Origin of the sequence: Klebsiella sp. R390 (assembly GCF_051131745.1) — a bacterium.
In the GTDB taxonomy this organism is placed as follows: Bacteria; Pseudomonadota; Gammaproteobacteria; order Enterobacterales; family Enterobacteriaceae; genus Klebsiella.
Map to the genome: position 1 here is coordinate 4,074,786 of NZ_CP180445.1, position 26,377 is coordinate 4,101,162.

Genomic DNA, 26,377 nt, shown 5'->3' on the forward strand with positions numbered 1-26,377 from the left:
AGTAAATGTTTGCCGTGGTGGCAAGGTGTTAGAACAACAGAGAATATAATGATGCAGGATTTGCGTCTGATATTAATCATTGTTGGCGCGATCGCCATACTCGCTTTACTGGTACACGGTTTCTGGACCAGCCGTAAAGAACGTTCCTCGATGTTTCGCGATCGCCCACTGAAACGCATGAAGTCTCGCGATGACGAAGAGTCTGAGAGCGATGACGTTGATGACGATGTTGAAGGCGTGGGTGAAGTTCGCGTTCACCGGGTTAATCACGCCCCTAATGGCATGCACGGTGAGCAAGAAGCTCCTCGTCAGGCGCCGCCGCAGCACCAATATCAGCCTCCGTATGAGCGTCAGGTTCAGCAACCTGTGCGCCAGGAAGAGCCGGTACGCCAGCAGCCTGTTCAACATCAGGTTCCACAACCTCAGGTGACGCAGCAACCACAGCCTGCCGTGCAGCAGCCTGTACCACCGCAATATCAGCCACCGCCTCAGCAGCCTGCGGCGCAGCAGAACACGCCGCCGCATCAGCCGGCACCTGTTCAGCCAACGCAGCCTGTCGCGCCGCCGCAACCGGTCGCCGCGCAGCCTCAGCCAGCGCCAGAACCTCAGGCCGCTGAACCTGCGCCTCAGCCGAAAGAGCGTAAAGAAACGGTCATCGTGATGAACGTCTCTGCGCACCAGGGTACGCAGATCAACGGCGAAGTGCTGATCAACAGCATCCAGCAGGCGGGCTTTAAATTTGGTGATATGAATATTTTCCATCGTCACCTTAGCCCGGACGGTAGTGGTCAGGTGCTGTTCAGCCTGGCAAATATGGTTAAACCGGGTACATTCAATCCGGATGGCATGGCGGACATGACCACGCCTGGCGTGACCATCTTTATGCAGGTCCCATCGTTTGGTGATGAACTGCAAAACTTTAAACTGATGCTGCAATCCGCACAGTACATTGCTGACGAAGTCGGTGGTGTCGTGCTGGACGATCAGCGTCGGATGATGACTCCGCAAAAGCTGCGCGAATATCAAGACCGTATTCGTGAAGTGAAAGAGGCCAACGCCTGATTTTTCCTCCCGGCGTTTCGTCTTCCAATCCAGAACCCCCGCCTGCCGGGGGTTTTTTATCATTGATGGTGCGATATGGAACCGATCGAACAAAAACTGACTGAACTGCGAGCCACGCTTCGCCATCATGAATATCTGTACCATGTTATGGATACCCCGGAGATTCCCGATGCGGAATATGACCGGTTGATGCGCGAACTGCGTGAGCTGGAAACCCGCCATCCAGAACTGATTACCTCTGATTCACCCACCCAACGCGTCGGGGCGACTCCGCTGGCCTCATTCAGCCAGATTCGCCATGACGTACCGATGTTGTCGCTGGATAACGTCTTTGATGAAGAGAGCTTCCTGGCCTTCAACAAGCGCGTTCAGGACCGTCTGAAGAGCAGCGATGACCTGGTCTATTGCTGCGAGCTGAAGCTGGATGGGTTGGCGGTCAGTATTCTGTATGAAAACGGCGTATTGATTCAGGCCGCAACGCGCGGCGACGGGACCACCGGCGAGGATATTACCTCCAATGTGCGAACGATTCGCGCCATCCCGCTTAAGCTGCGCGGCGACAACATTCCGGCGCGTCTGGAAGTACGCGGTGAAGTGTTTTTGCCGCAGGCCGGCTTTGAAAAAATCAACGACGAAGCCCGCCGCACTGGCGGAAAAGTGTTTGCCAACCCGCGTAACGCAGCGGCAGGGTCCCTGCGCCAGCTTGATCCGCGTATTACGGCGAAGCGACCACTTACTTTCTTCTGCTACGGCGTGGGCGTGCTGGAGGGCGGAGTACTACCGGACAGTCATTCCGGCCGTCTGCAGCAGTTTAAGGCGTGGGGATTGCCAGTAAGCGACCGGGTGAAATTGTGTCACACCCCAGAGGAAGTACTTACTTACTATCGTAATGTTGAGCAAGACCGCCCGCATTTAGGCTTTGATATTGATGGCGTGGTGATCAAAGTAGACTCCCTGGCGTTACAGGAGCAGCTGGGATTTGTTGCCCGGGCACCGCGCTGGGCCGTGGCTTTTAAGTTCCCGGCACAAGAGCAGATGACCTTCGTGCGTGACGTGGAGTTCCAGGTCGGGCGCACCGGCGCGATTACGCCGGTAGCGCGGCTGGAGCCGGTACATGTGGCAGGCGTTCTGGTGAGCAATGCCACCTTGCATAACGCCGATGAAATTGCCCGTCTGGGTCTGCGCATTGGCGATAAAGTGGTGATTCGTCGTGCTGGCGACGTGATCCCGCAGGTGGTGAACGTTGTGCTGTCTGAACGCCCGGACGATACGCGTGAAATCGAATTCCCGACCCATTGCCCGGTCTGTAACTCGGACGTTGAGCGCGTGGAAGGCGAAGCGGTTACGCGTTGTACCGGCGGGCTAATCTGCGGTGCGCAGCGTAAAGAGGCCTTAAAACATTTCGTCTCCCGTCGGGCATTAGATGTGGAAGGGATGGGGGACAAAATCATCGACCAGCTGGTGGAGAAAGAGTATGTCCATACGCCGGCAGACCTGTTCCGCTTAAGCGCTGGTAAGCTGACAGGCCTGGATCGAATGGGACCGAAATCCGCGCAAAACGTGGTGAATGCGCTGGAAAAATCCAAACAGACTACTTTTGCTCGCTTCCTGTATGCACTGGGCATTCGTGAAGTCGGTGAAGCCACGGCAGCGGGGCTGGCGGCCTATTTTGGAACCATCGAAGCGCTGGAGCAGGCTTCCATTGACGAGCTGCAAAAAGTTCAGGATGTTGGGATCGTCGTCGCCACGCACGTCTTTAACTTCTTCGCAGAAGAGAGCAACCGCGATGTGATTGCTCAGCTGCGGGCCGAAGGCGTCACCTGGCCTGCGCCGGTGGTGGTGAATGCTGAGGAAATCGATAGTCCGTTTGCCGGTAAAACGGTGGTTCTGACCGGCAGCCTGAGTCAGCTGTCGCGTGATGATGCGAAGGCTCGATTGGTTGCGTTGGGGGCGAAAGTAGCCGGCAGCGTATCGAAAAAAACCGATCTGGTGATCGCCGGTGAAGCCGCGGGTTCTAAGCTGGCTAAAGCACAAGAGCTTGGCATCGAGGTGATCGACGAAGCCGAAATGCTGCGTCTGCTGGGGGAATAACATGGATAAAGCGCAGCTCATCGAGATCGCCAATACGGAAATGCCGTTTGGCAAATATAAAGGTCGTCGCCTGATTGACGTGCCGGAAGAGTATTTGCTGTGGTTTGCCCGTAAGGATCAGTTTCCTGCCGGGCATCTTGGCGAGCTAATGGCGTTAACCCTGTTGATTAAAACCGAAGGGCTGACCCAGTTGGTTCAGCCCTTGAAGCAGCCGCGTTAAGCTTCAGAGGCGCGGGCTTTTTCCTGCGCCTGTAAGGCTTCTGCCTGTCGTTTATAGCGTCGTGCCAGCACGGCGCAGACCATCAGCTGAATCTGATGGAAAATCATCAGCGGCAGCACCATGATCCCCAGAATTGACGTCGGGAAGAGAATATTGGCCATCGGTATGCCGTTTGCCAGGCTCTTTTTCGACCCGCAGAAAACAATCGTGATTTCATCGGCCTTGTTAAAGCCACAACGGCGGGCGACGAAAATGTTGATCGCAATGACGATAGCCAGCAGTACCAGGCTGACGACGACGATGAACAGCAGCGAACCAATCCCCACTTTATGCCAGATCCCGTTAACCACCGCTTCGCTAAACGCCGAGTAGACCACCAGCAGAATCGAGGTCTGGTCAGTTTTTGAGATCCACTTTTTATGCCGTGCCACCCAATCGCCAATCCACGGACGAGACAGGTGACCAAGCACAAACGGCAGCAGCAACTGCAGCATAATTTTCCCGACCTGCTCTACGCTCCCTCCTGCACCGTGCAGGTTCATCAACAACCCGACCAGCAACGGCGACACAAAGATCCCCAGCAGGCTCGATGCCGACGCCGAACAGACGGCCGCTGCGACGTTACCACCGGCCAGTGAGGTAAAAGCAATCGCCGACTGGACGGTGGCGGGCAGGATGCACAGATAAATAAAGCCGGTATACAGAGCCGGGTCGACGTTAATTGGTGCCCACCAGGCGAACAGGACCCCTAAAACCGGGAAGACCACAAAGGTGCTGCACATAACCCACAGGTGTAAACGCCAATGACTTCCCCCGGCGACGATCGCCTCGCGGGAGAGTTTGGCACCGTGCATGAAAAACAGCAGCGCGATGGCGGCGGTGGTCAGATACTCAAAGAAGGGGACAAAGTTGCCGCGGGCCGGGAAAAAAGAGGCCAGCAGCACAACGGTCACGAGGGTAAGGGTAAATGGATCAAGAATGCGGAAAAGTTTCATAAACGCTCCTGAAAATCGATGTTGCTATTGTGCTTTTTCTATTTTGAGAAATAAAATTGATTTATTGCATCTATTCATGAATAAAAAAGATGAATTACTCACTACGTCAGTTAAAGGTCTTCGTCACCGTTGCGCGGGTAAAGAGTTTCAGCCGGGCAGGGGAGATTATCGGTCTCAGCCAGTCTGCGGTCAGCCATAGTGTCAAAGAGCTGGAACACCAGACCGGCGTGCGCTTGCTTGACCGCACCACCCGGGAGGTGGCGCTGACGGAAGCCGGGCAGCAGCTGGCCGGTCGGCTTGAACGTCTGCTGGATGAGCTAAACAGTACGCTGCGTGATGCCGGGCGGGTAGGGCAACAGCTTTCGGGAACCGTCCGCGTTGCCGCCAGCCAGACGATTTCAGCGCACCTGATCCCGCAATGTATCGCACACAGCAATCAGCGTTACCCGGAGATAAGTTTTGTTCTCCACGATCGCCCTCAGCAGTGGGTTCTGGAGAGCATTCGCCAGGGCGATGTTGATTTCGGTATCGTTATCGATCCCGGCGCCGCAACCGATTTGCAGTGCGAAACGGTGCTGGCCGAACCCTTTTTACTGCTCTGTCGCCAGGATCATCCTTTCGCTTCCATGACGTCGGTGAGCTGGCAGGATCTTCAGGGGCAGCGCCTGGTATTGCAGGATTATGCTTCCGGCAGTCGTCCATTGATTGATGCGGCGTTACAGCATTTTTCGATCGAGGCGACCATTGTGCAGGAGATTGGTCATCCCGCGACCCTGTTTCCGATGGTGGAGTCCGGGATTGGCATCAGTATTCTGCCCGCGCTGGCATTGCCGCTTCCGCAAGGCAGTCAGCTAGTGGTGAAGCGATTGACGCCGATTGTGGAGCGACAGCTGATGCTGGCGCAGCGTAAGAACCGGTCGCTGTCGACCGCCGCGCAGGCGCTGTGGGAAGTGGTGCGTGAAGAGGGGCAAAATCTGACGTCAGCCCGTATGCAGGACCCGCTGTATCAACGATAAGTTGGTTAAGTCGACAGGATTGTTTCAGGAGGTGGTGGGTCGTGCAGGATGACTCGCTTTGCTCGCCCTTCGGGCCGTCGCCGCGAGCGGCTCCGTTGTCTCACTTCGTTCGACTCGAACCTGCATCAGGTTCTCATCCTACACGAATTGCGCATAGCAAAAAGGCGCCTTTAGGGCGCCTTTCTACATTGGTGGGTCGTGCAGGATTCGAACCTGCGACCAATTGATTAAAAGTCAACTGCTCTACCAACTGAGCTAACGACCCGAAGTGGTGGGTGATGACGGGATCGAACCGCCGACCCCCTCCTTGTAAGGGAGGTGCTCTCCCAGCTGAGCTAATCACCCACTTCGGTACTTCATATTTTAACAAGAAATCCAGCTGGCGAGAAAGTGGTGGGTGATGACGGGATCGAACCGCCGACCCCCTCCTTGTAAGGGAGGTGCTCTCCCAGCTGAGCTAATCACCCACTTCTCAATTTCTTGTTACACGGCGGAGACTACCTAAGTAGTGGTGGGTGATGACGGGTTCGAACCGCCGACCCCCTCCTTGTAAGGGAGGTGCTCTCCCAGCTGAGCTAATCACCCCCGCTGTGTGGAGTCGCATTATAGGGAGAGTTGAAAATGAGTCAACGCCTTTTCTAAATAATTTGTTTGTTCGTCGTAAAATTAGCCAATGCGATCGTTAAAGCGGCTGTGGCGCATGATTTATAAACAAAAATAGCAAAGCGTGACGTTCAGACCTGAACAACATTGAGGAATCAGCCCACAGTGTTAGAATAATCACCCATAAATACCCACGGACTCTGCCGGTTGTCGGCATCTTTATAAACGTAAGGCCAATTCATGAAAATCAAAACTCGCTTCGCGCCCAGCCCGACAGGCTATCTGCACGTTGGCGGCGCGCGTACTGCTCTCTATTCCTGGCTTTTTGCTCGTCATAACGGCGGTGAGTTTGTACTGCGTATTGAAGACACCGATCTTGAGCGCTCAACGCCGGAAGCAATTGAAGCCATCATGGATGGGATGAACTGGCTGAACCTGGAATGGGACGAAGGTCCGTACTTCCAGACAAAACGTTTTGACCGCTACAACAGCGTTATTGATGAGATGCTGGAAGCGGGAACGGCGTATAAATGCTATTGCTCCAAAGAGCGTCTGGATGCGCTGCGTGAAGAGCAGATGGAGAAGGGCGAAAAGCCGCGTTATGACGGACGCTGCCGCCACGGCCACGAACATCATGCTGATAACGAGCCTTGCGTGGTGCGTTTCGCTAACCCGCAGGACGGTTCGGTCATTTTTGATGACCAGATCCGTGGGCCAATCGAGTTTAGCAACCAGGAACTGGACGATCTGATCATTCGCCGTACTGATGGTTCCCCGACCTACAACTTCTGCGTGGTGGTAGATGACTGGGATATGGAGATCACCCACGTGATCCGTGGCGAAGACCATATCAACAACACCCCGCGTCAGATCAACATCCTGAAAGCGCTGAATGCACCTGTCCCGGTGTATGCCCACGTTTCGATGATCAATGGCGATGATGGTAAAAAACTCTCCAAACGCCATGGTGCGGTCAGCGTCATGCAGTATCGTGATGATGGCTATCTGCCGGAAGCGCTGCTGAACTACCTCGTGCGTCTGGGCTGGTCCAGCGGCGATCAGGAGATCTTCAGCCGTGAAGAGATGATCAAGCTGTTCTCGCTGGGTGCGGTAAGCAAATCTGCCAGCGCGTTCAACACCGACAAACTGCTGTGGCTGAACCATCACTACATCAACTCGATGGCGCCGGAATATGTGGCGACCTACCTGCAGTGGCACATTGAGCAAGCAAATATCGATACCCGCAACGGTCCGCAGTTGTCTGAGCTGGTTACCCTGCTAGGCGAACGTTGCAAAACGCTGAAAGAGATGGCCGCAAGCTGCCGTTACTTCTATGAAGAGTTTGACGAGTTTGATGCTGACGCCGCGAAGAAACACCTGCGCCCGGTTGCACGTCAGCCGCTGGAAGTGGTGCGTGATAAACTTTCCGCTCTCAGCGACTGGACGGCAGAAAACGTCCACCACGCCATTCAGGCGACGGCAGATGAGCTGGAAGTGGGAATGGGTAAAGTCGGGATGCCGCTGCGTGTAGCGGTAACGGGCGCTGGCCAGTCACCGGCTCTTGATGTGACGGTTCATGCGATCGGTAAAACCCGTAGCGTAGAACGTATTAACAGAGCGCTGGCATTTATTACAGAACGCGAAAACCAGTAATTCTGATTGCGGGCTTAACAAAACGGCGGGTTATCTCCTGCCGTTTTTTTGCTTATTTCTGGCTGACAATGCCCAGACGTGACAAAAAGCCGCTGATCCCTTCGCGGGCAAGTAGATCCCGTAGGTGCTGCTGTTCTTTGGTCGTCATCAGATGTAGCGTTTCGGTGATCTGCCGCCAGATGGCATCGGTTTCGCTTACGACATAATGACTGGAGGGTTCTGCCAACTGATAGTCAGTAAGCAGATGCCGCAGTGCGGGTATGTTGGCCAGAAAATCGAGGACGGGCTTATCAATCACGATCAGACGCGCGCGACCACCTTTCACACCGGGAATAGCTTCCGTGCGCCAGTGTTGTTCCCTGACCCAACGATTAATCGTCTGTCTGGCAAGGCCAAGACAATCCGCCAGCTCTGCTGGGGTCATTTTATCTTTTAGTTTCATCATGATGTTACTGGTCACGAATATCCAGACGCTGGAGTAGCCCGGTGATGCCTTCGCGCAAAAGTAATGACATCAGCTGTTTTTGTTCACCAGGGGTCATTTCTTTACTGAGCGTCAGGAGCAAAGGTTCAAGGTCACTTTCGACTGTAGGATAAGAAGGGGCTGGCTCTACCACGCGTTGGGCGCTGCGTATAAATGCTTTTACTTGCTCATTTACGTGCACGAGTCGTGCCTTTCCGCCTTGTACTCCAGGCCGGGGGGAGGTTTGCCACCCCTCTTTACGTACCCATTTATTGATTGTCTGCCGACTGAAGCCAGTAAGGTGGGCGATTTCTTCAGGTGTCATTCGTTCCTTGAGCATACTATTTCCTGAGTAAATATGTGGGAATTAGTTGTCCATGTTATAGCATCCTTTTACATGAAAGGGTGACATGTTTAACGTCTACCTGCGATAAGGTTCGCAATGTCAGCGAGTTGCCTGCTTTTTCAGCGATCAAATGACGAGGGGACATTTTGCCGTTGACACCAGATGAAGGAATTCATATTATGCCGCCCGTCAACACGACACGTTTTACGGTTAGGGGCTATAGCTCAGCTGGGAGAGCGCTTGCATGGCATGCAAGAGGTCAGCGGTTCGATCCCGCTTAGCTCCACCAAACTCTGTTCCCATCAGGTTTGGTTCGTAAAACATATGTGGGGCTATAGCTCAGCTGGGAGAGCGCTTGCATGGCATGCAAGAGGTCAGCGGTTCGATCCCGCTTAGCTCCACCAAAATTCGAAACCCTCGCTACGGCGGGGGTTTTTTGTTTTCGCCCTCCACTGTAAGCCTTTTTCAGGTTAAGTCAGAATTTCACAACCTTTAGAATAAAGTGTAATTTAAGATTCTTCCTCGGGTAAATTACTTGCCTGGTATAATTATTCATTTTAATATTTCTCTTGATGAAATAATGTTCCCGAGCGCTGGAGTTTTGATTAACAATAATGATGGCTAAATTTAACATTAATATTAGAAAAACTTTACTCGCGCTCATTGTTTGTTTGATCTCTATTCCATTAGCCCGATTTATTTCACCTGTAGCTATTGTTGACGGAAATGAAGTATTCCTCGCCTGGCTGCCATTAAGCATGATGTATGCCGTGATATTTATTTTCGGCCGTTATGCTGTCGCCCCATTAATTATTGCCTTTGCCATTACCAATCATTTTATTCTTTCGGTGACGCCGTTGCAGGCGGTGCTCATATTATTCTGTCAGCTGTTTTCAGTCCTGGTGTCGTGCCTGATTGTCCGGGCGCTGGTGGGCTCGCGCTGGCGTGCTGGCTTCTCTGCCAGGCTGATGGGGATGCGGATCTTCTGGGGGGGCTTTTTTGCCCCGATACTGATGAAATTAACAATGTATCTGGTGGGCGTCTATTTTTCTTTCCCACTAAGCATATCCAGTTATTTCAAAGGGATGCCGGCAGTTTACACCATAATTGATATCCAGAGTTTGATTGGTGCGGCATTAATATTTACGACGTTTTTCTATTATCCAATGCGGATGGTTATCAATCCACATTATGCCAAAGTATTCTGGCGTCGACATTGCCAACCGTGGATGACCCGGAAACGTCGGGCCTTTACGCTGTATTGGTTTATGGCACTGGCGGCAATATTGCTGGTGCTCTGCGCACCTTATAATTCTGATTATATTGCCGGTTATTTGGTGCCGCTGATCTTCATTCTTTATTTTATTGGCATTCGGCGTCTTGGAAATGTATTAATTCGCATTTCGTGGTCTGTGTCGGCCTTTTTGCTGGTAGTCTATAACCGTAATTTTCTCCAGGGCGTACAGACTGAGTATTCAATGTCGTTCGTGCTTTCCGTGCTGATCTCCTTCACCATCTGCCTGTTTTATATGGTTGATATTTATGGGCAGAATGAAAGAATCAAGATCAGATGGCGCGACCAGGCGCAAGAAGACCCGTTAACCGGCTTGCCCAATCTGCGTGCGCTGGAGTGCTATTTGCGCCAGGAGGGTGACTTCATCATCAGCAGCCTGCGGATCGCGAATCTGGATTTCCTCAGCCGCCATTACGGCATGATGATGCGGGTGCATTGCAAACGGCAAATTGCCAGTAAGATACAGCCGTTACTCGGGGGGAAAGACGGTCTGTTTCAGCTACCCGGAAGTGAGTTATTGCTGGTGCTAAGCGGCCCAGAGCCCGCGGCCCGGCTGGGGCACATTGTCGCAATGCTCAATCACAAGAAATACAGCTGGCACAACCAGACGCTAGAATTAGAGTTTGGCGCCGCCTGGGGGCAATACCGTGGCGTAGAAGAAGAGCTTCACCCGATGCTGGGTCAGCTGAGCTGGCTGTCAGAGCAGGCCGGCACCGGTCATCAGGTGCTGGCGCTGGATGCGGCGCAAGAGCATGTGTCCGACCAAACCAGCGAACAGGTGCGGATGCTTACTCTAGTAAAGCGCGCGCTCAATGAACGCGATCTGCTGCTGTATGCTCAGCCTATCCAGAATGCGGCCGGGGAAGGGTACTACGAAATTCTGACGCGTATGCAGTGCGGCAGCACGATGATCGCCCCGGACCAGTTCATTCCCCTGATCGTTCAGTTCAACCTGAGCCAGCGTTTTGACATGCTGGTACTGGAGACGCTCTTCAGTACTTTGCACCAGCACCCAGGACAGCATTTCTCCGTCAATTTATTGCCTTACACGCTGATGCAAAACAATAGCGCAGCGCAGATTATCGCCCTGTTTAAACGTTATCAGCTGTCGCCGGAGGCCATCACCATTGAGATCACCGAAGAGCAGGCGTTCAGTGATGCAGGGGAAAGTATGTATAACATTCAACAGCTACGGGACTTTGGCTGTGCCATCGCCATTGATGACTTTGGCACCGGCTATGCGAACTTCGAACGGTTAAAGCGGCTGCAGGCAGATATCGTCAAGATTGATGGATGCTTTGTACGCGATCTCGGGCGCGACCCGCTGGATGCCATCATGATTAAATCCATCATTGATGTAGCGAAAGTCAAAAACCTGTCGGTAGTTGCTGAGTTTGTTGAGACGGAACAGCAGAAAGAGACGCTGCTGGCCCTGGGTGTCGACTATTTACAGGGATATTTAATCGGTAAGCCACGTCCGCTTAGCGAACTACGGGCGTAAAAAAGCCGGGACGAGCCCGGCTTTTCGGCATTGATTGAGATTACAGAACCAGTGCGGCGATAGAAGCAGAGAGCACGCTCACCAGCGTGGAGCCGTACACCAGTTTCAGACCAAAGCGGGAAACGACGTTACCCTGCTCTTCGTTCAGGCCTTTAATCGCCCCGGCAATAATCCCGATAGAAGAGAAGTTAGCGAAGGAGACCAGGAAGATAGAGATAATGCCTTCAGCGCGCGGAGAGAGCGTGCTGGCAATTTTCTGCAGATCCATCATCGCGACGAACTCATTCGAAACCAGCTTGGTCGCCATGATACTGCCCACCTGGAGCGCTTCACCCGCCGGAACACCCATCACCCAGGCAACCGGATAGAAGATGTAGCCCAGAATTCCCTGGAAGGAGATGCTGTAGCCGAACCAACCGGTCACGGTAGCGAACAGGGCGTTCAGCGCGGAAATCAGGGCGATAAAACCGATCAGCATGGCAGCAACGATAATCGCTACTTTAAAGCCCGCCAGAATATATTCACCCAGCATTTCAAAGAAGCTCTGACCTTCGTGCAGGTTGGACATCTGCAGGTTTTCTTCGCTTTCTTCCACGCGATACGGGTTAATCAGCGACAGCACGATAAAGGTACTGAACATGTTGAGCACCAGCGCAGCAACCACATATTTTGGCTGCAGCATGGTCATGTACGCGCCGACGATAGACATGGACACGGTCGACATTGCGGTCGCGGCCATGGTGTACATACGGTTGCGTGACATTTTGCCCAGAATATCTTTATAGGCGATAAAGTTTTCCGACTGTCCCAGAATCAGCGAGCTGACGGCGTTGAAGGATTCCAGCTTGCCCATGCCGTTAACTTTAGACAGCACGGTACCAATTGCGCGAATGACGATCGGCAGGATACGGATGTGCTGCAGAATACCGATCAGCGCGGAGATAAAGACGATAGGGCACAGTACTTTCAGGAAGAAGAAAGCCAGACCTTTGTCGTTCATGTTACCGAAGACGAAGTTGGTCCCTTCGTTGGCAAAGCCGAGGAGTTTTTCGAACATCTCGGAGAAGCCTTTCACAAAACCTAAACCAACATCGGAGTTCAGGAAGAACCATGCCAGCAAGACTTCAATAACAAGTAATTGAATAATATAACGAATGCGAATTTGCTTACGGTTATGGCTGACCAAAAGGGCCAGTATAGCCACCACTACGATCGCGAGAATAAAATGCAAGACGCGGTCCATATTTGCTCCAAATATGAGGCAGGTTAAATTTCTTTGCACATTCTATGTAACAAGAGCAAAGAAAACGAGATCAAATCCACACTATTGCAAGGAACTGTGACCAGTCACTGAAATAGTGATCAAACATACATTTTTGTTATGTTGCGTAAAGGTTTTAAAAGTTGCTTAGATTGTACTACTCTGTGATCTGGCGAGATGCAATTCCATCCATGCCAGTTTTTCGTTGTTAGCCGCTATCGTTCCCCCCTATCAAAGCAATAATGACTATCTTTCTAAATGAACTTGATAATCATTCGCATTTTGATAGCATGAAACATAGCAAAGGCTATATTTCAGAGGCAGAAAATGACAGGCACTCGCGTTGAGAATAGCAGCGGTCGCGCAGCGCGCAAGATGAAGCTCGCATTGATGGGGCCTGCGTTCATTGCTGCCATTGGTTATATCGATCCCGGCAACTTTGCCACCAATATCCAGGCCGGGGCCAGTTTTGGTTATCAGCTGCTGTGGGTCGTGGTGTGGGCCAATTTGATGGCAATGCTGATTCAGGTACTGTCGGCAAAGCTTGGCATTGCGACCGGTAAAAATCTGGCGGAGCAAATCCGCGATCACTACCCGCGTCCGGTGGTGTGGTTTTATTGGGTGCAGGCGGAAATCATCGCCATGGCTACCGATCTGGCTGAATTTATCGGGGCGGCGATTGGCTTCAAGTTGATACTCGGTATATCGCTGTTGCAGGGGGCTGTCCTCACCGGAATTGCCACCTTCCTGATCCTGATGCTTCAGCGTCGTGGGCAAAAGCCGCTGGAGAAAGTCATCGGCGGATTACTGCTGTTTGTTGCCGTTGCCTACATTGTTGAACTGATCTTTTCGCGACCGGCGCTGACGCCGCTGGCGAAAGGGATGATTATCCCTGGCCTGCCGAATAACGAAGCGGTTTTCCTGGCGGCCGGTGTGCTGGGCGCAACGATAATGCCGCACGTTATCTATCTGCACTCCTCGTTAACCCAGAATCTGCATGAAGGCACGCGCAAAGAGCGTTACCACGCCACTCGTTGGGACGTGGCGATTGCCATGACCATTGCCGGGTTTGTTAATCTGGCAATGATGGCCACGGCGGCGGCGGCTTTTCACTTTAATGGTCATACGGGCATTGCCAATCTTGATGAGGCCTACCTGACGCTGGAGCCGCTGTTAAGTCATGCGGCGGCGACCATATTTGGCCTGAGCCTGGTGGCTGCCGGTCTGTCATCGACCGTGGTGGGCACGCTGGCAGGGCAGGTGGTGATGCAGGGGTTTATTCGTTTTCATATTCCGCTGTGGTTTCGCCGTCTGGTCACCATGCTGCCATCCTTTATTGTGATTATGATCGGGCTGGACCCGACCCGCATTCTGGTGATGAGCCAGGTGCTGCTCAGCTTTGGTATCGCGCTGGCGCTGGTTCCACTGCTGATTTTTACCAGCAATGCGCAGTTAATGGGCGAGCTGGTGAATACGCAATGGATTAAACGACTGGGCTGGGTGATTGTTGCCGTCGTGGTATTACTGAACGGCTGGTTACTGGTAGGAACGGTGCTTGGATTGTAAGTGTACCGATGGAAATAATTCGGGGAGCCTTGTGGCTCCCCGAAATGCTTAATGATGGCCATGACCGTGGCCGCGGCCACCGCCTGGACCTCGTCCCCAACCATCGTGACGGTCGCGACGATCGTTCCAGCCTTCGCGATAACCACGCTCGTAAGCTTTGCGCTTATCCCAGCCGCGATGGCGCCCGTTGTCATGGTGGTGCCAGCGATTATCACGCCATTCATAATTACGGCGCCAGTAATCGCGGTCTCGCCAACCGCCGCCGTCCCAGTAGTTACCGTAATTATCACGATCGCCTATTTGTAATTTTACAGATGGCAGCAGGGTGATTTCTCCGGCGTTGGCAACCAGTGGCGTTGAAGCCAAAAGCACTGCTGCCAGAATCAGTGACCTGAACATACTCTTCTCCTTCACGATCGGGGCCTGAGAGCCTGATAAATAGGCTCTCATTGGGCCTGTTAACGTGATATTACGGGGCGGTAAAGCGCCGTAGCATTGGAGGAACTCCTAAATCACGGATAAGAGCACTTTTTGCTAAAGGAAAATTTGCTTTACGCCGCCAGGATCGCGTCAATTTTCGCGCACTCTTCCGCGCTAAAAAGCCGGTTATCCAGCATGCCGACAGCATCATCAAGCTGTGCGGTTTTGCTGGCGCCAATCAGTACCGAAGTCACTTTTTCTTCCCGCAATACCCAGGCAAGCGCCATCTGCGAGAGCTTTTGTCCACGGGCCTGGGCGAGTGCATCCAGCTGGCGCACTTTCTCCAGCTTCGCGTCGGTCAACTGATCCGCTTGCAGGAAACGGCTGCCGCTGGCGGCACGGGAATCGGCCGGTATACCGTGTAAATAGCGATCCGTCAGTTGACCTCCTGCCAGCGGTGAAAACGCTATGCTTCCCACGCCTGCCGTCTGCAGAAAATCAAGCAGTCCGTCCTCAACCCAGCGCTCAAGCATCGAATATTTAGGCTGATGAATCAGGCATGGTGTGCCGAGGTCGTTAAGAATGTTCACTGCTTGAGCGGCCTGCTCAAGGGGATAGTTGGACAGACCGACATACAGCGCTTTACCCTGACGGACAAGATGGTCCAGCGCGCGCATGGTTTCCTGCAGCGGTGTTTGTGGATCCGGGCGGTGATGATAGAAGATATCGACGTACTCCAGCCCCATTCGCTTCAGGCTTTGATCGAGGCTGGACACCAGATATTTACGCGAGCCCCAGTCGCCATAAGGCCCGTCCCACATGGTGTAGCCGGCTTTGCTGGAGATAATCAGCTCATCGCGGTAGGGCAAGAAATCTTCCCGCAGAATACGGCCAAAATTGCTCTCAGCCGAACCCGGAGGCGGCCCGTAATTATTGGCTAAATCGAAATGGGTGATGCCGAGATCAAAAGCATGGCGAAGCAGCTGGCGGCTGGTTTCCACCCGCGTTTCGTCACCAAAGTTATGCCACAGACCGAGTGAAATTTCCGGCAGCTTTAAGCCGCTGCGGCCACAGCGGCGGTATTCCATCGTCTGGTATCGCGCCGAATTTGCCTGGTAAACCATACTTCCTCCGAAGACAGAACAGGTAGTGTATACGTTTACACTAAAGAATGTTCCGCGCAGAGTACACTCCCCACTGGCGTAAATTTTGCTTTCCACTGTGAATATTGATCACAATCTGGACAGTTCGATCGCTTATTCAATACTCAAATTACCTGCAACGGGATTGGAGTATGGAAATGCAACCGACTTACACCATTGGTGATTATCTGCTGGATCGTCTCGTAGATTGCGGCATAGACCGCTTGTTTGGCGTACCCGGAGATTACAATTTACAGTTCCTCGACCGCGTTATTGCCCATGATGCGTTGGGATGGGTTGGTTGTGCGAATGAGCTGAACGCCGCCTATGCCGCCGACGGATATGCACGCATTAAAGGGGCCGGCGCGTTGCTGACAACCTATGGCGTCGGCGAGCTGAGCGCGCTTAACGGCGTGGCCGGCAGCTATGCCGAACATGTTCCGGTTCTGCATATTGTCGGGGCACCCTGTACCGGCTCACAGCAGCGGGGGGAGCTTCTGCACCATACCCTGGGCGACGGCGATTTTACCCACTTTGCCCGCATGAGCGAGCAGATCACCTGTACCCAGGCCACCCTGACGGCAGAGAACGCCTGCCATGAAATCGATCGCGTGCTGAGCGAGATGCTAATGCACCATCGCCCCGGTTATTTAATGCTGCCGGCCGACGTGGCCAAAGCAAAAGCTACGCCGCCGGCTCGTCGTCTGACAATAGAAGGGCCGCCCGCCGATGAAAACCAGCTAGCTGGCTTCCGTGAACACGCCGGACAGATGCTGCGCAGCAGTCGCCGGGTATCGCTGCTGGCAGATTTTCTTGCTCAGCGTTATGGGCTGCAGGATACGCTGCGAGCATGGGTGGCGAAAGCGCCGATGGCGTGCGCCACCATGCTGATGGGCAAGGGATTGTTTGATGAGCAGCAGCGTGGTTTTGTTGGCACCTACAGCGGTATTGCCAGCGCGGTATCCACGCGAGAAGCCATTGAAAATGCCGATACTATCATCTGTGTCGGGACCCGCTTTACCGATACCATCACCGCCGGATTCACCCAGCATTTACCCCTGGAGCGGACGATTGAGATCCAGCCCTTCGCCGTCAGAGTCGGGGACCACTGGTTCAGCCGTATCCCGATGGATCAGGCACTTGGGGTTTTAATGACCTTATCCACCAGCCTGGCTGCAGAATGGTCGATGCCGACCTGTCATGCGCCGGAAGTCGCCTGCGCAGCGAGTGGGCCTCTCACCCAGGAGAATTTCTGGAGTACCGTCCAGGAACAGCTGCGCCCGGGCGATATTATTCTGGCGGATCAGGGAACCGCGGCGTTTGGCGTGGCGGCACTGAAACTTCCCTCTGATGCCACCTTGCTGGTCCAACCGCTATGGGGCTCCATTGGATTTACCCTACCTGCCGCCTACGGCGCGCAGACCGCAGCGCCGGGCAGGCGAGTGGTGTTGATTGTGGGCGATGGGGCGGCGCAGCTGACCATTCAGGAGCTCGGCTCCATGCTGCGGGATAAACAAAACCCGCTGATTCTGCTGCTCAATAACGAAGGCTACACCGTTGAGCGCGCGATACACGGGCCGGAGCAGCGTTATAACGATATCGCGCTGTGGGACTGGAACCGTCTGCCAGAGGCGTTTGCTCCTGATGTTCCTTCCCGGTGCTGGCGCGTGACGGATACGCAAGGCCTGGAGGACGCGATAAGCGACAGCGTTGGCTCAGATAAGCTGACGCTGGTGGAAGTCATGCTGCCGAAAATGGACATCCCTGATTTCCTGAGGGCGGTCACCCAGGCGCTGGAGGAGCGAAACAGCCGCGTTTAGTCGTTCCGGTGTCTGGCGATCATTAACGGCTTCCCGGCCAGCAGCAGCCAGGCCGGGAGCATCACGATGCACAGCAGCGGTAACAGCGTAGTATCGGGCACCACTACTGCGGCCATAAAAAGACTCAGCCAGCCATCGCGGGTCACCACCAGCGTCATGCCAAGGATAGCGCAGGAGACGGTAATCGCTGCCGGCACCGCATCAACGTGAGCGTGCAGCATTAAGCCCAGCGCCACGCCGACGAACACCGCAGGGAAAATGCGCCCACCGCGAAAACCACTGGCGGCCGCAATCACCAGGGCCGCCAGTTTCACCAGCGCAATGAGCAAAAAATCGCCTGATGTCAGCGTCTGGCTCACGGCGATTTGCTGCATTTCATCCAGCCCTTTGAACAGCGTGATATGGCCACCCAGGGCGCCAAGGATCCCCAGCAACAAGCCGCCGAGGCCGAGGACTAACACCGGGTTTTTCAGGCGATTCATCAGCCCGTGCAATCGCGGTAAACACCAGACGGCCACCATGCCGACGGCGATGGCGATAAGGGTCACAATCGCGCCGCTGAAGATATCGACCAGATGCATTTGCGAATACACGGGGATCGGCAACGAGAAACTCGGGTGGAAGAACATATCGGTGGTCAGGGCGCCGGCTGCTGCCGCAAGCAGAGGAGCGAACAGCCGGTCCCACAGCGGCACGTCGTTGCTGCTATTGAGGGTTTGCGAAAAGATCAGCGCGGCGGCCACCGGCGTGCCAAACAGGGCGCCGATAGTGCCGGAGGCGGCAAGAATGGTCCAGTCCAGCGAACTGACGCGGGGGAACAGACGGGAGCCCACGGCCACCGCCAGCGCAATATTCATCACCATAATCGGATGTTCTGGCCCGAGGCTGACGCCACCGGCGAGGCCGAGCACTAATGCCGCCACCAGGCCCGGCAGCGCCGTGGTGTGAATGGGCTCGCCGATTAACGCTTCAGTGGCCGGGTCCGGCCCGGCATGTCCGGGACTAAAGCGCACGATCAGACCGACGGCGATACCCGTCAGCGTCAGAATAGCGATGATCCACAACGGGCCGCTGGCGTCGATGCCTAAACCCGACGGCACGCTGGACCACAGGAAATGCTGCAAGATAGCCGCAATCTTCATCGTCACAATCAATACCAGGCTGGAAGCGATACCAATAATGACGGCCGGTATCGCTAACAACAGCATTGTTCTTGCACGCGGATGCAGCATGAAGCATTTCCTTTTAAAGTCGTAGAGTACGATTTTGCGCTTGCGCCCAGGGAGCGTCGATGCAAATGGTGCTGAAACGATAAACTTAAGGTGGTGCCTGACGATCCCCGAAGATGAACGGAGTCATTTTGCACAGATTACAACCTAAATGTGATACAGGTCGCTAAACTGTGGGCACTTATACGTTGGTCGTTGTTGTTAAGGCATCATGAATTTACAGTGTGCCAAAAGAATCATTTTGACTTTAGTGGAGCCGTAACGGAATGACAAAATTTGCTTTAGTAGGAGACGTCGGCGGGACCAATGCCCGACTGGCATTATGCGACATGGCCAACGGGGAAATTTCCCAGGCAAAAACCTATTCCGGGCTCGATTATCCCAGTCTTGAGGCTGTGGTGCGCGTCTATCTGGACGAAAAGGGCGTTGCTGTTGAAGATGGCTGCATCGCGATTGCCTGTCCGATCACCGGTGACTGGGTGGCGATGACCAACCATACCTGGGCGTTTTCTATCGCCGAAATGAGAGAGAACCTCGGCTTTTCGCACCTGGAAATCATCAACGATTTTACCGCGGTCTCAATGGCTATCCCGATGCTCAAAGCTGAGCACCTGATTCAGTTTGGCGGTACCGCGCCGGTCGAAGGCAAACCCATTGCGGTCTACGGCGCCGGCACCGGTCTTGGCGTTGCCCACCTGGTCCACGTCGACAAACGCTGGGTGAGCCTGCCGGGCGAGGGCGGCCACGTTGATTTCGCGCCAAACAGCGAAGAAGAGGGCATTATTCTGCAGGAGCTGCGCGCTGAACTGGGACACGTCTCCGCCGAACGCGTGTTGTCTGGTCCGGGGCTGGTCTACCTGTATCGGGCGATTGTAAAAGCGGATGGTCGCCTGCCGGAAAATCTCCAGCCGAAAGATGTCACCGAACGCGCGCTGGCGGACACCTGTATTGATTGCCGTCGTGCGCTGTCGCTGTTCTGCGTCATTATGGGGCGTTTCGGTGGCAACCTGGCGCTGAATCTGGCGACCTTTGGCGGGGTGTATATTGCCGGCGGCATTGTGCCTCGCTTCCTCGAGTTCTTTAAGGCTTCCGGCTTTCGCGGTGGCTTTGAAGACAAAGGGCGCTTTAAAGCCTTTGTTCAGGATATCCCCGTCTACCTGATCGTCCATGATAATCCAGGCCTGCTGGGTTCCGGGGCGCATCTGCGTCAGACGCTGGGGCAGATTCTCTAGCCCTGCGTCAGATAGCCCGTTCCGGCAATATCATGCCCGGGCGGGCTATACGCTATCCCTCAACGCCCCCACTACAGATGCATCAGCTGGCGAAACTCTTTGACCTTGCTGCGGCTAACCGGCACCTGAAATTCCAGATCGCGTAAGCGCAGAATGTAGGTATTGTTGAACCACGGCTCAATTTCGCGAATTTTATTCAGGTTAACGCAGTAGGAGCGGTGGCAGCGGAAGAAGTGCGCTGGCGGCAACTTGCTGCAGAATTCCGTAATGTTCATCGGCATCACGAACGATTCCCGCCGGGTATAGACAAACGTCATTTTTTCATGCGCTTCGGCGTAATAAATATCGTGGATGCTGGTCACGATAATCCGTTCGTCTTTGATCAGATTGATGGTGTCATTTTCACGCTGCGGATTGGGCGCAGTACCGGCACCGCTGGCCGTTTGCTGCTGTTGCTGCCAGGCGCTGGTCAACTTTTGCAGCATGTTGATAATCCGCGACTCCTGGTACGGCTTGAGAATATAGTCGAACGCTTCCAGTTCGAAAGCCTCCACCGCATGCTCTTTCCAGGCGGTGATAAACACAATAAACGGTTTATGCGCGAACTGACTGATGTTCTGCGCCAGCAGAACGCCGTCCAGCGAGGGAATATTGATGTCGAGGAAAATCGCATCGACCTTGTTGTGCTGCAGAAATTTCAGGACGTCCAGCCCGTCATCAAAGGTGGCGACAATCTCCATCTGGCTATGGGTGTTAATCAGCCAGGTGAGCTCCTGCTGTGCCGGAAATTCATCTTCAACAATGATAACTTTCATTTTTTCTCCGCTCATGGCAACAGGGATACCGGAGTCGGCTCAGAGACGAGCTTGTTGGGCACATAGAACGCAATCTCCGTTCCGGGGGTCATGCGGCGGATATGCAATCCTTCGCCATACAGCAATTTTACGCGATGATGCACGTTAAGCAGGCCAATCTTATTGCCCGGCATTTCATCCGCTTCCACTCGGGCAACCACCTCTGGATCAATGCCATTACCAGTATCGCGAACGCTAATACGCACCCGGTTGCCGCACTCGGTGATGCCAATAGTGACCACACCTTTCCCTTTGCACGGCTGGATCCCGTGGACGATAGCATTCTCCACCAGGGGTTGAATCAGCAGGCTTGGGATCACACAGCTGACTTCGTCATCAATATCGTAGATAACGGTCAGCTTATCGCCGAAGCGCGCCTGCTCGATGGCAATATAATCCTTGATTTGGTACAGCTCCCTTTTGATATCAATCTGCTCGTCGTCTTTTAATTCAATGTTATAGCGCAAATAGCGCGACAAATTAAAAATGAGCTGGCGCGCGGTGTCCGGATTCATGCGGATGGAAGATGAAATCGCATTGAGGGCGTTAAACAGAAAATGAGGGTTGATTTTGCTCTGTAAGGCGCGAAGTTCAGCTTTGTTGGCCATTTCCCGCAACTGCTCTGCGCGCGAAACCTCCAGCTGGGTGGAGATGATTTGTGACAGCCCGATGGCCATCTCCTGCAGTGACGAGGTGATGCGATGGGCATGGCAGTAATAGATTTTCAGCGTGCCGGTCACGATACCTTTTTCCCGCAGGGGGATCACCAGCATGGAGTGGATTTCCGGGGTGCGGTGCGCTTCATCATTGTTCTTAATGATGATTTTTCCACTTTCGATGGCCTGGCGGGTGGTGGGGCTGATGCTATTGTCATGGTCGTGATAGTTGCTTTCACCAAATCCGACGTAGGCCAGCACCCGGTCGGTGGTGGTGATCGCGACGGCATCGGCATTAATATCGCGGCGAATAATATCGCAGACCTGACGCAGCGATTCGCTGTTCACATGGCGAAAGAGCGGTAGCGTTTTATTGGCGATATCCAGCGCCAGTTTTGCCTGACGTGCCGCGCTGGCCTCTTTTTCCCCCTCCACGCTCTGCACCAGCAGAACGATAAAGCCGATGCAGACGCTGCCTAGGATCATCGGGATCCCGATTTTGGAGACAATATCGATCCCCAGCGAGAGCGAAGGCGCCCACAGTATTACGAGGATCATGGTTAGCGTTTCGCAGAGCATGCCGGCGAGGATCCCGACTTTCCAGCGCTGCGCCTTCGGGACCTTACGGCTAATCAACCCTGACAGCAGCCCGGCGACAATACTGGTGATAAAGCAGGGCACGGCGGTGACGCCGTCGATATCGATAAGATAGCGGTGAACCCCCGCAATCACGCCGACGATGGCCCCGACCCAGGGTCCAAACAGGATACCGCCAGACATCACGGCAATAATGCGCACGTTGACGAGGGAGCCTTCTACCGGCACTCCGGACCAGGTGCTGAACAGCGCAAACAGGGAAAAGATGGCGATGACTGCCAGCAGCTCTTTCGGCGTATGTGCCGATTTATGCAGCAGCTCGCGAAACAGGCGCAGGCGAATCAGGAAAAAAAGACAAATCAACATCAGCGCCGCGCGGTCAAATACCGCCAGCAGCATAGTGAATATTTCGTGCATGAGTGCGCCGTATCTATCGCGGGAAAGCGACATGATAAAAAACCTGAGGTCAGAAGGCCAGCCGAAGAGGCCAGTGACGGAGGGAATGAGGAAAAGTTGCACTAAAAAAAGGGGATTAATACCAAGGCCTGAGAGCAGGCGAAGCGGGCTCCCGGAATGATAAAAGCAGGTAAAGTAATAGATATTAATATGTTGCAGTCAATTTTCATCCCGGCTAAATCGAGGAGCGCCCCTGCCGCATTTTTGGGGGACGATACCCGGTTTTTTTGCCAGATATTATTTTTTGTTCACCCCCTCGACAGCATCATTTTTTTCGGGTTATTTTCTAAGCTTGTCGCACAGGCGACAGCGTCGCTCGGACGGTCCGGGCGCTAACGTTAATCTGAGGAATCTATGGCTGAATCCAGTCCTGAACGCCGTTTTACGCGTATCGATCGTCTGCCCCCGTATGTATTTAACATTACTGCTGAACTGAAAATGGCGGCGCGTCGGCGCGGCGAAGATATTATCGATTTCAGTATGGGCAACCCTGACGGGGCTACCCCGCCACATATCGTGGAAAAACTCTGTACCGTTGCCCAACGGCCTGATACGCACGGCTACTCAACATCGCGCGGTATTCCTCGCCTGCGTCGCGCAATTTCGCGCTGGTATCAGGATCGCTATAACGTCGACATCGATCCGGAATCGGAAGCGATTGTCACTATCGGATCAAAAGAGGGGCTGGCGCACCTGATGCTGGCGACACTCGATCATGGCGACACAGTGCTGGTGCCAAATCCGAGCTACCCGATTCATATCTACGGCGCGGTGATTGCTGGTGCCCAGGTACGCTCGGTGCCGCTGGTGGAGGGCGTTGATTTCTTCAACGAGCTGGAGCGTGCCATTCGCGAAAGTTACCCGAAACCGAAAATGATGATCCTCGGTTTCCCGTCCAACCCGACCGCGCAGTGCGTCGAGCTGGAATTCTTTGAAAAAGTGGTCGCGCTAGCGAAGCGTTACGATGTACTGGTGGTACACGATCTGGCCTATGCCGATATCGTGTATGACGGCTGGAAAGCACCGTCCATCATGGAAGTCCCCGGCGCGCGCGATGTGGCGGTGGAATTCTTTACCCTCTCCAAAAGTTACAATATGGCCGGCTGGCGTATCGGCTTTATGGTGGGGAACAAAACCCTGGTCAACGCGCTGGCCCGTATTAAAAGCTATCACGACTACGGCACCTTCACGCCGTTACAGGTCGCGGCGATTGCGGCGCTGGAAGGCGATCAGCAGTGTGTGCGTGATATTGCAGAGCAGTACAAGCGCCGTCGTGATGTGCTGGTGAAAGGGCTGCATGAAGCAGGCTGGATGGTCGAGTGTCCGAAGGCATCCATGTACGTGTGGGCGAAAATTCCGGAGCAGTATGCGGCGCTGGGCTCGCTGGAGTTTGCTAAAAAGCTGCTGCAGGATGCGAAAGTGTGCGTCTCTCCGGGCATTGGCTTCGGCGATTACGGCGACACTCATGTGCGCTTCGCTCTCATCGAAAACCGTGACCGTATCCGCCAGGCGATTCGTGGGATCAAATCGATGTTCCGTGCTGACGGGCTGCTCCCTGCTTCGGGCAAGTCGGGCGGTGAAAGTCAGGAATAACCAGGCGAATCAAAGAATACCCCCAATAAAAAGGGAGCCTTCTGGCTCCCGTTTTTTTTGGCGCTGACAGTGCTAGATCATCAGGGCAAAAGTACCGGCCCATACGATGACCATAAACGACACGCCCATAATAAAGTATTTCACGACTCATCACTCCGCGTTCTTGGCGAAACGCCTAAATGAATATAATTTTCATTGTTGATACTGATCTGTCGCGGTAAAACCAGACGATTCTGGCTGCTGCGGCAGATCGAAATTCTGTGCGATTAGGGCTCCAGATGGCGCTAATGTACGCCTAAAAAATCAGGGAAACAAGCGGCATTTTTTTATTAATTTTTAGTTACTTACGAGTGTCGTGATTCGACGACACATTAATTTCATTCGGTAATAAATTCTATTCTGGCGACGGGTTTTTGCCGCCGCGCGCTTACGGTGATAGCTGCTTGATTTTGGGATTTTTTCTATTGTTGGCCTGACGCAGGGGCGACGCGGAAAATTGTCCCGCGCCGCCGCCATTACCTGATTTAATCGCCGATCGGTTCCCGCTGTCGCCACTCCTGCGGATAGCGTGCAGGCACAAAACTGAAGGTCACCACGATCAGGGTGGCGACGCAAACGGCGTGAAACGTCCAGTCCAGTACATAATCGCCGCTCAGACTGCGTAGCAGGCCTGCCAGCCACGGAGAGGCCCCGGCCACGATAAACCCGATCCCTTGCATAAATGCCACCAGACGTCCAGCGATTGCGGGTTGTCGGGCATGGTCGAGCGCCAGTACCAGGCACAGCGGAAAAGCGCCGCCTAACCCCACTCCGGCGCTGATGGCCCACAGCTGTGGCATCTGCAGCGGCAGCCAGATAAAACCGCAGAACCCCAGGAGCTGGAGGAGTAACGTCAGGATCAATAACCGGCGACGATCGTCGTGCCGGGCCAGCATCGGGATCAGCAGCGCGCCGGCGGTCTGGCCGACGGTTAATATTGCCAGCAGGGTACCGCTGAACTGGGCGCTATAGCCTGCCTGCATGTAATAAGGCGGCAGCCAGGCGATCAAGCTGGTGTAGCCGCCGTTAATCAGGCCGAAGTAGAGCCCGAGCGTCCAGGCGCGGCGATGGCGGAATACCGACACGGCAGTTCCTGATGTGGCCAACGTCGGGGCAGGCAGTTTTCGGCCGATCGCCCACCAGCCAAACAGCGCCGCGACGGCGGGCAGTGCCCACCAGGCAAGAGCGTCATGCCAGACGGCACTATGCTGGGCCAGCCAGGGCGTCAAGGCGGCGCCTAAACCGCCGCCCCCCATCAGCGCGGCGGACCACAGCCCCATGACCTGCGGCGTGCGTCGGGAAAACTGCCGCTTGATCACCGTCGGAATGGTCGCCTGAATAATACCGATGCCAATCCCGCCCAGCAGGGCGCTACTGAGCAACAGACCGCTGTGCGGCGCGAGTTCGCGCAGCAGCGCGCCGATGGCGATCATCAACAGGCTGAGCGCAACCCCACGGCTTTCGCTGAGATGGCGATCGATCCACGGGCTTGCCAGCGCCAATAGCCCCATGGCCATTACCGGGATGGCAGTGAGCAGAGAAACAAGGGCAAAACCCATACCGCTGGCCTGCTGTAATTGCGGCAGCAGCGGTCCTATTGAGGTCAGCAGCGGGCGCATGTTTATGCCGACCAGAACCAATACCAGCAGCATCAGGCCGTTGCGGGGAGTCGGGCTCATGGTTGTTTATCCGCCCAGCGTGAGTACAGCGTAAGGCCATCGGGCTGTGGGCAATGGTGAATGGATAGCGTCTGTGTTTCCAGCGGCTGGCTTAACTGCTGGTAAATCGCTGCGGTAGAGAGGCCGAAGGCTTCGCCATCCTGATTGCTGTTGGCGAAATAAACGGCGCGCACGCCGGTTAAATAGAGGGCGCTCAGGCACATCGGGCACGGCTGGCCGCTGGCATAGACGCGGCATTCTTTCAGCACCTGAACCCCCAGGCGTTGGGAGACGTCACGAATTGCGTTGAGTTCAGCGTGAGCCGTTGGATCGCCGTTCTGATGCAGGGTGTTAACGGCTTCAGCAACAATCGTGTCGTTGTGCACGACGATCGCGCCGAACGGGCGTCCGCCGTTGTCGACATTGTTCCTGGCCAGCGTAAGCGCACGCTGAAGATAGTGGTGATGGACAGACATAGTGGCTCCTGAAGCGAGTAACAGGGGAGTGACGAAAGGGGAACGTTGCGGCTGAGTACCTGAACAGGGTACTCAGGTTATTTCATAAGTTAAAAGACTAATTTATGATTAACCTGATTTGTTTTACTTATGGG

Annotated in this window: 23 protein-coding genes, 6 tRNA genes and 1 other RNA gene; 13 read left to right on the forward strand and 17 right to left on the reverse strand. The window is 54.3% G+C overall.

Annotation, left to right across the window (positions count from 1 at the left end; genetic code table 11):
* Positions 1–48: 48 nt before the first annotated feature.
* The 3 genes from zipA (at position 49) to ACMYSP_RS19140 (ending at position 3,373) form a co-directional block, all read left to right on the forward strand.
* A complete protein-coding gene (gene zipA / locus ACMYSP_RS19130; RefSeq protein WP_434583617.1) occupies positions 49–1,062 on the forward strand; it encodes a cell division protein ZipA in 1,014 nt (337 codons plus the stop codon).
* Between the two features lie 75 nt (positions 1,063–1,137).
* Positions 1,138–3,153 carry an NAD-dependent DNA ligase LigA gene (gene ligA, locus ACMYSP_RS19135; protein ID WP_434583618.1) on the forward strand — a complete coding sequence of 672 codons (2,016 nt, stop codon included), beginning with the start codon at positions 1,138–1,140 and terminating at the stop codon, positions 3,151–3,153.
* A gap of 1 nt (position 3,154) precedes the next feature.
* A complete protein-coding gene (locus ACMYSP_RS19140; RefSeq protein WP_013878164.1) occupies positions 3,155–3,373 on the forward strand; it encodes a DUF3820 family protein in 219 nt (72 codons plus the stop codon).
* On the opposite strand, the gene ACMYSP_RS19145 is transcribed toward ACMYSP_RS19140, so the two are convergent.
* The gene (locus ACMYSP_RS19145) at positions 3,370–4,368 is read right to left on the reverse strand and encodes a bile acid:sodium symporter family protein (RefSeq protein ID WP_123755310.1); all 999 of its coding nucleotides are present in this window, start codon (positions 4,366–4,368) and stop codon (positions 3,370–3,372) included. The genes ACMYSP_RS19140 and ACMYSP_RS19145 overlap by 4 nt on opposite strands.
* An 89-nt stretch (positions 4,369–4,457) precedes the next feature.
* On the opposite strand from ACMYSP_RS19145, the gene ACMYSP_RS19150 reads away from it, so the two are divergent.
* On the forward strand, positions 4,458–5,384 hold the full coding sequence (locus tag ACMYSP_RS19150) for a LysR substrate-binding domain-containing protein (RefSeq protein ID WP_434583619.1): 927 nt from the start codon (positions 4,458–4,460) through the stop codon (positions 5,382–5,384).
* 32 nt (positions 5,385–5,416) lie between these two features.
* Here the strand turns inward: ACMYSP_RS19150 and ACMYSP_RS19155 are convergent.
* The 5 genes from ACMYSP_RS19155 to ACMYSP_RS19175 all read right to left on the reverse strand — a co-directional run bounded on the left by ACMYSP_RS19155 (position 5,417) and on the right by ACMYSP_RS19175 (position 5,969).
* Positions 5,417–5,542: non-coding RNA, RtT sRNA (locus ACMYSP_RS19155), on the reverse strand.
* 31 nt (positions 5,543–5,573) lie between these two features.
* Positions 5,574–5,649, reverse strand: a tRNA-Lys gene (locus ACMYSP_RS19160).
* Positions 5,650–5,653: 4 nt separating this feature from the next.
* Positions 5,654–5,729 (reverse strand) — tRNA-Val (locus tag ACMYSP_RS19165).
* Positions 5,730–5,775: 46 nt separating this feature from the next.
* Positions 5,776–5,851: transfer RNA gene (locus tag ACMYSP_RS19170), tRNA-Val, on the reverse strand.
* 42 nt (positions 5,852–5,893) lie between these two features.
* Positions 5,894–5,969: transfer RNA gene (locus ACMYSP_RS19175), tRNA-Val, on the reverse strand.
* 258 nt (positions 5,970–6,227) lie between these two features.
* On the opposite strand from ACMYSP_RS19175, the gene gltX reads away from it, so the two are divergent.
* Positions 6,228–7,640, forward strand: a complete 1,413-nt coding sequence (gltX, locus tag ACMYSP_RS19180; protein ID WP_434583620.1) for a glutamate--tRNA ligase — start codon at positions 6,228–6,230, stop codon at positions 7,638–7,640.
* 52 nt (positions 7,641–7,692) lie between these two features.
* On the opposite strand, the gene ACMYSP_RS19185 is transcribed toward gltX, so the two are convergent.
* Positions 7,693–8,085 (reverse strand): YfeC-like transcriptional regulator, encoded by a 393-nt coding sequence (locus ACMYSP_RS19185; protein ID WP_434583621.1) that lies wholly within the window; start codon positions 8,083–8,085, stop codon positions 7,693–7,695.
* A gap of 4 nt (positions 8,086–8,089) precedes the next feature.
* On the reverse strand, positions 8,090–8,443 hold the full coding sequence (locus ACMYSP_RS19190; RefSeq protein WP_434583622.1) for a YfeC-like transcriptional regulator: 354 nt from the start codon (positions 8,441–8,443) through the stop codon (positions 8,090–8,092).
* 219 nt (positions 8,444–8,662) lie between these two features.
* On the opposite strand from ACMYSP_RS19190, the gene ACMYSP_RS19195 reads away from it, so the two are divergent.
* The 3 genes from ACMYSP_RS19195 (at position 8,663) to ACMYSP_RS19205 (ending at position 11,244) form a co-directional block, all read left to right on the forward strand.
* Positions 8,663–8,738, forward strand: a tRNA-Ala gene (locus ACMYSP_RS19195).
* Between the two features lie 39 nt (positions 8,739–8,777).
* Positions 8,778–8,853, forward strand: a tRNA-Ala gene (locus ACMYSP_RS19200).
* 210 nt (positions 8,854–9,063) lie between these two features.
* The gene (locus ACMYSP_RS19205) at positions 9,064–11,244 is read left to right on the forward strand and encodes an EAL domain-containing protein (protein ID WP_434583623.1); all 2,181 of its coding nucleotides are present in this window, start codon (positions 9,064–9,066) and stop codon (positions 11,242–11,244) included.
* 40 nt (positions 11,245–11,284) lie between these two features.
* On the opposite strand, the gene ACMYSP_RS19210 is transcribed toward ACMYSP_RS19205, so the two are convergent.
* Entirely contained in the window at positions 11,285–12,487 is a 1,203-nt protein-coding gene (locus tag ACMYSP_RS19210; RefSeq protein WP_434583624.1) for a NupC/NupG family nucleoside CNT transporter, read from the reverse strand.
* A gap of 308 nt (positions 12,488–12,795) precedes the next feature.
* On the opposite strand from ACMYSP_RS19210, the gene ACMYSP_RS19215 reads away from it, so the two are divergent.
* Both ACMYSP_RS19215 and ACMYSP_RS19220 read left to right on the forward strand, forming a co-directional pair.
* Positions 12,796–12,852, forward strand: a complete 57-nt coding sequence (locus tag ACMYSP_RS19215) for a hypothetical protein (RefSeq protein ID WP_419144713.1) — start codon at positions 12,796–12,798, stop codon at positions 12,850–12,852.
* Positions 12,833–14,071 (forward strand): Nramp family divalent metal transporter, encoded by a 1,239-nt coding sequence (locus tag ACMYSP_RS19220; protein ID WP_434583625.1) that lies wholly within the window; start codon positions 12,833–12,835, stop codon positions 14,069–14,071. Before ACMYSP_RS19215 ends, ACMYSP_RS19220 begins: the two co-directional genes overlap by 20 nt.
* A gap of 48 nt (positions 14,072–14,119) precedes the next feature.
* Here the strand turns inward: ACMYSP_RS19220 and ACMYSP_RS19225 are convergent, their stop codons facing one another.
* On the reverse strand, positions 14,120–14,470 hold the full coding sequence (locus ACMYSP_RS19225; RefSeq protein ID WP_123755303.1) for a DUF2502 domain-containing protein: 351 nt from the start codon (positions 14,468–14,470) through the stop codon (positions 14,120–14,122).
* A 152-nt stretch (positions 14,471–14,622) separates the two neighbouring features.
* Positions 14,623–15,615, reverse strand: coding sequence for an L-glyceraldehyde 3-phosphate reductase (gene mgrA / locus ACMYSP_RS19230; protein WP_434583626.1), 993 nt, complete (start codon positions 15,613–15,615; stop codon positions 14,623–14,625).
* Between the two features lie 176 nt (positions 15,616–15,791).
* On the opposite strand from mgrA, the gene ACMYSP_RS19235 reads away from it, so the two are divergent.
* The gene (locus ACMYSP_RS19235) at positions 15,792–17,453 is read left to right on the forward strand and encodes an alpha-keto acid decarboxylase family protein (protein WP_434587183.1); all 1,662 of its coding nucleotides are present in this window, start codon (positions 15,792–15,794) and stop codon (positions 17,451–17,453) included.
* On the opposite strand, the gene ACMYSP_RS19240 is transcribed toward ACMYSP_RS19235, so the two are convergent.
* The gene (locus tag ACMYSP_RS19240; protein WP_434583627.1) at positions 17,450–18,685 is read right to left on the reverse strand and encodes an ion channel protein; all 1,236 of its coding nucleotides are present in this window, start codon (positions 18,683–18,685) and stop codon (positions 17,450–17,452) included. The genes ACMYSP_RS19235 and ACMYSP_RS19240 overlap by 4 nt on opposite strands.
* Positions 18,686–18,948: 263 nt before the next feature.
* Here ACMYSP_RS19240 and glk point away from each other — a divergent pair, with 263 nt between their 5' ends.
* Positions 18,949–19,914 (forward strand): glucokinase, encoded by a 966-nt coding sequence (glk, locus tag ACMYSP_RS19245; protein WP_434583629.1) that lies wholly within the window; start codon positions 18,949–18,951, stop codon positions 19,912–19,914.
* Positions 19,915–19,985: 71 nt separating this feature from the next.
* On the opposite strand, the gene ACMYSP_RS19250 is transcribed toward glk, so the two are convergent.
* Both ACMYSP_RS19250 and ACMYSP_RS19255 read right to left on the reverse strand, forming a co-directional pair.
* Positions 19,986–20,729, reverse strand: coding sequence for a LytR/AlgR family response regulator transcription factor (locus ACMYSP_RS19250; protein WP_434583630.1), 744 nt, complete (start codon positions 20,727–20,729; stop codon positions 19,986–19,988).
* 11 nt (positions 20,730–20,740) lie between these two features.
* Entirely contained in the window at positions 20,741–22,420 is a 1,680-nt protein-coding gene (locus ACMYSP_RS19255; RefSeq protein WP_434587185.1) for a LytS/YhcK type 5TM receptor domain-containing protein, read from the reverse strand.
* 411 nt (positions 22,421–22,831) lie between these two features.
* Here ACMYSP_RS19255 and alaC point away from each other — a divergent pair, with 411 nt between their 5' ends.
* Positions 22,832–24,070, forward strand: coding sequence for an alanine transaminase (gene alaC / locus ACMYSP_RS19260; protein WP_434583631.1), 1,239 nt, complete (start codon positions 22,832–22,834; stop codon positions 24,068–24,070).
* Positions 24,071–24,142: 72 nt separating this feature from the next.
* Here alaC and ypdK read toward each other — a convergent pair whose 3' ends face one another.
* The 3 genes from ypdK to ACMYSP_RS19275 all read right to left on the reverse strand — a co-directional run bounded on the left by ypdK (position 24,143) and on the right by ACMYSP_RS19275 (position 26,243).
* Positions 24,143–24,214 carry a membrane protein YpdK gene (gene ypdK / locus ACMYSP_RS19265; RefSeq protein WP_099130696.1) on the reverse strand — a complete coding sequence of 24 codons (72 nt, stop codon included), beginning with the start codon at positions 24,212–24,214 and terminating at the stop codon, positions 24,143–24,145.
* A gap of 380 nt (positions 24,215–24,594) precedes the next feature.
* Complete coding sequence (locus ACMYSP_RS19270) at positions 24,595–25,788, reverse strand: cyanate transporter (protein WP_434583632.1); 1,194 nt, start codon at positions 25,786–25,788, stop codon at positions 24,595–24,597.
* Entirely contained in the window at positions 25,785–26,243 is a 459-nt protein-coding gene (locus ACMYSP_RS19275; protein ID WP_434583633.1) for a nucleoside deaminase, read from the reverse strand. The genes ACMYSP_RS19270 and ACMYSP_RS19275 overlap by 4 nt, the downstream gene beginning before the upstream one ends.
* Between the last annotated feature and the right edge of the window lie 134 nt (positions 26,244–26,377).

What these genes read in the sequence shown, in the direction of transcription:
- mgrA (WP_434583626.1), bottom strand. Translation starts at nt 15,615, where the DNA reads ATGGTTTACCAGGCAAATTCGGCGCGATACCAGACGATGGAATACCGC.
- ACMYSP_RS19145 (WP_123755310.1), bottom strand. Translation starts at nt 4,368, where the DNA reads ATGAAACTTTTCCGCATTCTTGATCCATTTACCCTTACCCTCGTGACC.
- ACMYSP_RS19225 (WP_123755303.1), bottom strand. Translation starts at nt 14,470, where the DNA reads ATGTTCAGGTCACTGATTCTGGCAGCAGTGCTTTTGGCTTCAACGCCA.
- ACMYSP_RS19235 (WP_434587183.1), top strand. Translation starts at nt 15,792, where the DNA reads ATGCAACCGACTTACACCATTGGTGATTATCTGCTGGATCGTCTCGTA.
- ACMYSP_RS19240 (WP_434583627.1), bottom strand. Translation starts at nt 18,685, where the DNA reads ATGCTGCATCCGCGTGCAAGAACAATGCTGTTGTTAGCGATACCGGCC.
- alaC (WP_434583631.1), top strand. Translation starts at nt 22,832, where the DNA reads ATGGCTGAATCCAGTCCTGAACGCCGTTTTACGCGTATCGATCGTCTG.
- ligA (WP_434583618.1), top strand. Translation starts at nt 1,138, where the DNA reads ATGGAACCGATCGAACAAAAACTGACTGAACTGCGAGCCACGCTTCGC.
- ACMYSP_RS19185 (WP_434583621.1), bottom strand. Translation starts at nt 8,085, where the DNA reads ATGATGAAACTAAAAGATAAAATGACCCCAGCAGAGCTGGCGGATTGT.
- ACMYSP_RS19205 (WP_434583623.1), top strand. Translation starts at nt 9,064, where the DNA reads ATGATGGCTAAATTTAACATTAATATTAGAAAAACTTTACTCGCGCTC.
- ACMYSP_RS19190 (WP_434583622.1), bottom strand. Translation starts at nt 8,443, where the DNA reads ATGCTCAAGGAACGAATGACACCTGAAGAAATCGCCCACCTTACTGGC.
- ACMYSP_RS19140 (WP_013878164.1), top strand. Translation starts at nt 3,155, where the DNA reads ATGGATAAAGCGCAGCTCATCGAGATCGCCAATACGGAAATGCCGTTT.
- gltX (WP_434583620.1), top strand. Translation starts at nt 6,228, where the DNA reads ATGAAAATCAAAACTCGCTTCGCGCCCAGCCCGACAGGCTATCTGCAC.
- ACMYSP_RS19270 (WP_434583632.1), bottom strand. Translation starts at nt 25,788, where the DNA reads ATGAGCCCGACTCCCCGCAACGGCCTGATGCTGCTGGTATTGGTTCTG.
- ACMYSP_RS19210 (WP_434583624.1), bottom strand. Translation starts at nt 12,487, where the DNA reads ATGGACCGCGTCTTGCATTTTATTCTCGCGATCGTAGTGGTGGCTATA.
- ACMYSP_RS19150 (WP_434583619.1), top strand. Translation starts at nt 4,458, where the DNA reads ATGAATTACTCACTACGTCAGTTAAAGGTCTTCGTCACCGTTGCGCGG.
- ACMYSP_RS19275 (WP_434583633.1), bottom strand. Translation starts at nt 26,243, where the DNA reads ATGTCTGTCCATCACCACTATCTTCAGCGTGCGCTTACGCTGGCCAGG.
- zipA (WP_434583617.1), top strand. Translation starts at nt 49, where the DNA reads ATGATGCAGGATTTGCGTCTGATATTAATCATTGTTGGCGCGATCGCC.
- ACMYSP_RS19250 (WP_434583630.1), bottom strand. Translation starts at nt 20,729, where the DNA reads ATGAAAGTTATCATTGTTGAAGATGAATTTCCGGCACAGCAGGAGCTC.
- glk (WP_434583629.1), top strand. Translation starts at nt 18,949, where the DNA reads ATGACAAAATTTGCTTTAGTAGGAGACGTCGGCGGGACCAATGCCCGA.
- ACMYSP_RS19255 (WP_434587185.1), bottom strand. Translation starts at nt 22,420, where the DNA reads ATGCTGCTGGCGGTATTTGACCGCGCGGCGCTGATGTTGATTTGTCTT.
- ACMYSP_RS19220 (WP_434583625.1), top strand. Translation starts at nt 12,833, where the DNA reads ATGACAGGCACTCGCGTTGAGAATAGCAGCGGTCGCGCAGCGCGCAAG.